The sequence below is a fragment of the Adonisia turfae CCMR0081 genome, from assembly GCF_011009555.1.
Taxonomy (GTDB): Bacteria; Cyanobacteriota; Cyanobacteriia; order Phormidesmidales; family Phormidesmidaceae; genus Leptothoe; species Leptothoe turfae.
This window is the reverse complement of sequence record NZ_QXHD01000004.1, coordinates 192,391-197,357: the sequence shown is the minus strand read 5'-3', so window position 1 is coordinate 197,357 and position 4,967 is coordinate 192,391. Positions and strand designations below refer to the sequence as shown.

General features: G+C 49.9%; 5 protein-coding genes. 3 read left to right on the top strand and 2 right to left on the bottom strand.

The annotated features are described in order from the left end of the window. Both DXZ20_RS05070 and DXZ20_RS05065 read left to right on the top strand, forming a co-directional pair. The coding region (locus tag DXZ20_RS05070) for an FAD-binding oxidoreductase (RefSeq protein WP_250565633.1) at nt 1-920 on the top strand (920 nt) is incomplete at its 5' end. A 66-nt stretch (nt 921-986) separates the two neighbouring features. After that, the gene (locus DXZ20_RS05065) at nt 987-1,727 is read left to right on the top strand and encodes a 2-phosphosulfolactate phosphatase family protein (protein WP_163660367.1); all 741 of its coding nucleotides are present in this window, start codon (nt 987-989) and stop codon (nt 1,725-1,727) included. A 22-nt stretch (nt 1,728-1,749) separates the two neighbouring features. Here the strand turns inward: DXZ20_RS05065 and DXZ20_RS05060 are convergent, their stop codons facing one another. Continuing rightward, nucleotides 1,750-2,709 carry a Gfo/Idh/MocA family protein gene (locus DXZ20_RS05060; protein WP_163696819.1) on the bottom strand — a complete coding sequence of 320 codons (960 nt, stop codon included), beginning with the start codon at nt 2,707-2,709 and terminating at the stop codon, nt 1,750-1,752. A 521-nt stretch (nt 2,710-3,230) separates the two neighbouring features. Between DXZ20_RS05060 and DXZ20_RS05055 the strand changes: the two genes are divergently transcribed. After that, entirely contained in the window at nt 3,231-3,530 is a 300-nt protein-coding gene (locus DXZ20_RS05055) for a ferredoxin (RefSeq protein WP_006513757.1), read from the top strand. Nucleotides 3,531-3,713: 183 nt separating this feature from the next. Here DXZ20_RS05055 and DXZ20_RS05050 read toward each other — a convergent pair. Further along, nucleotides 3,714-4,967 (bottom strand): SpoIID/LytB domain-containing protein (locus tag DXZ20_RS05050; RefSeq protein ID WP_163703405.1); only part of this gene is annotated, 1,254 nt, incomplete at its 5' end.

The following is a 4,967-nucleotide window of genomic DNA, read 5'->3' as shown; positions in this document are numbered from 1 at the left end:
ATTTGCAGGCTAAATTACAGCCTCAGAACCAATTTTGGCCAGTAGACCCCCTCTATGCTGATCAGGCGACGTTGGGGGGCATTGTAGCGACTGCTGATGGCGGTTCTCTGCGACAGCGCTATGGCAGCGTGCGGGATACGGTGATCGGTGTGCAGTTTGTGCGCTATGACGGTGAGGTGGTGAAAGCCGGTGGCCGAGTGGTCAAAAATGTGGCTGGTTATGACTTGATGAAGCTGATGACCGGGGCCTATGGCACGTTGGGCATTCTCAGCCAGTTGACCCTCAGGCTATATCCCATGGCGGTTCAATCCCAGACCGTTGTGCTATCGGGACCCGCTGAGGCGATCGCTGAAGCTGCCTTACAAACTCGGCTACAGGGCATTACGTCCAGCGCCATGGATCTTATTGGTACAGACAATGGTGTTCGCTTAGCAGGTCGATTTCAAGGTATTCCTGCCGGTGTCGAGGAGCAAGTAGAACGGTTTGAAACAATTGCTAAAACAGCCGGACTGACGAGTAAGCCTGCCGAAGATAGTTCCTTCTGGTCCTCCCTGGCACTACAGCTGGGCAGTCCAACCAAAGTATTATGTAAGATCGGGGTGCTACCCACCCATCTAGTCCCTTTACTGCAGCTGCTAGAAACGTTCCCCTCAAGCTGGCTCGCTCGGTTGCATAATGCCAGTGGGTTGGGGTTAATTGCGCTGTCTGCCGATGCCCACGATGTCGCTGGTACCCTAGAAACATTGCGATCGCACTGCACCGCCCACAAAGGCTATCTCACAATTTTGCAAGCACCTCCATCCCTAACCATAGAGCCCTGGGGCTATACCGGGAATGCTATGGACATGATGAAAGCCATCAAACAGCAGTTCGATCCCCATGGAATATTAAATCCAGGACGATTTGTCGGAGGGATTTGATAAGCACATACATTTTTTGAGTACGTTCCCGCATAGAATAGTCAGGTCTGTCCGCTCTTAATTTTTGTGAAATTATTCGTTTACCACACACCAGAAGAGACGCCAGTTGATACCCTGCCTGCCTGTGCGATCTCAATTGATGTCCTCAGGGCAACTACCACCATGGCAGCCGCATTTGCAGCAGGTGCTGAAGCCATCGAGGTGTTTAGTGATTTAGATAAGTTGGTGAAAGCTAGCGAACAATGGCCCTCTGAGAAACGTATTCTTGCGGGAGAACGTGGTGGTCAGCGAGTAGATGGATTCGACATGGGCAATTCCCCTCGCGATCATGATCCCGAGCGTACGGCGGGTCGGCGCTTGTTTATGAGTACCACCAACGGCACCCGCTGTCTGCAACGAATTCAAGCTGCACCGTTAGTCATGACCGCTGCCCTAACCACGCGCCAGGCCGTCGTGGACAAACTCCTGCGTAAGCAAGAGCAACCTGAATCTGTCTGGTTGGTGGGTTCTGGCTGGGAAGGCACGTACTCCTTAGAAGATACCGTATGTGCTGGAGCGATTATCCATGCACTGATGGAAAAAACAGGCCAAAGCTTTGTGGAATGCACGGGCAACGACTCCGCTGTTGCAGCCGTAGGCCTCTATGAGCAATGGCAACACCGCATGCTAGACCTGATGCATGTGGCAACCCATGGTCAACGTTTGCTGCGTTTGAATAACACAGCCGATCTTGAATATTGCGCTCAGATGGACGTGGAGACCATAGTGCCAGAACAAGAGAGCCCAGGAGTTTTGGTTAATCGCTAATGGATTGCTTAGGTCTTAGACCTTACAGCATGATTCGCTGCCCTGACTCTGCCGCCTGTTGCAATGCTGCGGCAATTCGTAAGGAGTATAAACTCTCCTCAGGTTGCACATAGAGAGGTTTCCCCTCGGTCAAGTGCTCCATTATCCAATGGGTATCTTTTTGAAATAACCCTTGACGCGGGGCAGCCACAATTGGCTGTTCCCCAGTCTTTGTCACTAAACAGCCATGGTTGCCATTAAATATTAGACAGCCCAAGTCTCCTCTCACTTCTATGTAGCGGCTACGACGCCATAGACCTTCTCCCTTGCCATAGGTGAGTTCTGCTAAAGTGCCATTGTGAAAGTGGAGTTGAGCGCTATATAAACACCTGCGAAAGTAACCTGAGTTTGGTTGCACGCTCCCCTGACAGGTGACGTGTGCCACCGAGCCTAATAAATCCGTTAAGCGTTGAATGCGAGACAGAGCTGCCATCAGCGGAAAACCCAGCAATTCCGAGCAATAGCTCCATTTATCAGGCGCGGGATCCTTAGGAGCCAAGGTGCGATAGTTCACATAGTGGGGGGTACCCACCGCAGCGATATGCTGCTTCATGGCTAAATGCAACCCGCCAATCAATTCAATATGTTCGACATGCAGCAGTCGCTTACGCTCGCGGGCGAGGGACACCAGCTGTGTGGCATGTTCTACATTTAACGCCAGCGGATATTCAACGACAACATGTTTGTTGTGCTCTAAAGCCTGATTTACCAGGTTTCCATGCTCTGTATTGACGGTGCAAATAAATACCAGGTCTAACTGTTGACTATGCCATAGCTCCTCAATACGGCTAGCTGTTACCTGTTGTTCTGTCCCAAAACGCTGAGCTCGCTCAAAATTGCGGCTAGCAACAGCCACTAAATGAACCTGTGGAATGTCCCTAAGGGCCTCAACACGCTTACGCGCGGCAAAGCCAGTGCCAATGATGGCAGCGTAAATAACCATTGATACGTGAAGGTTAGGCAACGACGTTCTACAAAAAGAGAAGTCGTTATTTGAGTAGGTTGAACTAATTTTGTGAAAGGTTAATTAGACTACAAAGACCGTCATATTATGGACACCCTTTGTAGTAAAAGAAACCCAGACTAAATGGAGATTAACTATCAACAATATACAGATAAAATGGACTATAAGTTTTTTTAATGAAAAGATTAATTAATGATAACTTGATCAAGGTGTGTGCAGCGCTTTGCCAGTGCTGATAAAGCGCTGCATTTATTGTCTGAAGAGCTTTTTGGCAATATTGACGAGTATTCTCATTAGAAGAAGTATAAGTAAAACCATGGCAAAAGCCACGATTCGATTACGAATACCATTCAGCCATCTTTGAGAAAAGTACCACAGCATTCTGGTTTTCTCGTAGTATCAGAAATGATGTTGATCTGATAGATTCCTTACTAAACACTTTATGGGAACTATTGAGAGTTGACAGGATTACAATCACTGCAATAGTAGAGGATACTAGCATGGCAACCTTTAAGGTTACTCTGGTCAATGAGGCTGAAGGTCTAAACACCACTATCGACGTAGCTGATGACGAGTATATTCTCGACGCAGCTGAAGAGCAGGGTATTGATCTTCCTTACTCCTGCCGCGCAGGTGCTTGCTCCACTTGTGCTGGTAAGATTACTGCTGGAAGCATCGACCAGTCTGACCAGTCTTTCTTGGATGATGATCAGATCGAAGCTGGCTACGTGCTAACTTGCGTTTGCTATCCCACTTCCGACTGCACTATCGAGACTCACCAGGAAGAGGCTCTTTACTAAGCCCCATCTTGTTTGTTGTCTATTGACGGATGGTCTGAACGTTGTTCTAGCCGTTGGTAAAGACTAAAAATGCAGGCTCCCTGTTAACCAGGGGGCCTGCATTTTTATTGCCGCCATGACAAGTCGTGTAGAACACTAATATTTTTAGATTCATCTCCCTGAGGATCAGCAACGCCCAAATTGCTAAGGCAGTGAAAATGCCGGGTCTTGTGTTGCTGGGGCGGTGTCTACCGCAGTATTTGTTGCTGGCGTTGGGATCGTTGTTGCTGGTTCATTCCAAAACACAATGTCGTTGCTAATGGGCAGTAGTTGAGTATTGGGGTAATAAAATTGCAAAATGCGTTGGTAAGGCCAGCCGTTTTCGCCTAGGCGATAAGATCCCGTCTGACTCATGCCTACTCCGTGGCCAAAGCCACCCCCCACAAAGGTATAGCCCTTAAGTACGGGAGGCGTTGGCTGCGTGGTTGGTGTGCTATTGGCAGTCTCCCCAGAGGTTGTTGTTGCGCCAGCATTATTCGTTTGCTCTTCATCCGTAGTCTCCCCATACAGAGGTTCCAGGTAAAAGAGCTGACTGCGGGGCGGGATCAACGCGCTGACAACTTCGTTTTTATGGAGTTCAAAGTCACCGATGTCGGTGTTGACTAGAACGGTTTGGACGCGGCCTGTATTAGCGCGTTCCGTCACGGTGAGGCCAGTAACAGCTTTAAGGCTGGCCATGGGATTCTGGCGGTTGGTCAGGTATTGTTTAACACCCGTGGTGATTTCTTCCAAGGTGCCGGAGCGCTGCCAACGGAAAGTGGGCCAGTCGTCTTCGTTAAAGCGGCTTTGTAGGTTGATAAAAGATCGAAAGTTGTTTTCGTCTGATAGGGGACGAGCGGCGAGATCCCAGCTGGTGGCCAGGGAGTCAATCACCGGTTGCAGATAGGGACGATCTGCCCCATTCCAGACATCGCTAAAACGGGCGGTTATGCCGCCTGTAGTTGAGGAGTAGAGCGCGTCAATCAGTTCGCCGTTGTGGGTTAGCACCTGACCCTGGGTCACTGCGATCGCACGATCTGCCCGGGCCACCGTACCGCTCAACCCGCGATACACCTGGCATTGGGTGTCAGCACAAAGTTCATAATTATCGATGGCAAACCGTCGCAGATTTCGCAAAGCATAGGTTCTGGCTAACACCGCCTGGGCTTCCACCGCAGACTGGGGTGCGCTGGGACCGATCTCATGGGGCACCACACCCCGCAGATAGAGTTCTATGGGCACCTGGTTAACTAAGGTGTAGTCGCCATAGGCATTGGGCTGAATCTTAAAGTCCCCCCCAAATAGTTTTTTAGCCCCACCGTTTTCAGCCATCTGGACACGGCGATTGGCACTGGTGATTCTAAAGCTGTGACGATGGTAGCGATAGCCGTTGGCAATGAATGCCGCCCGAGGCGATTC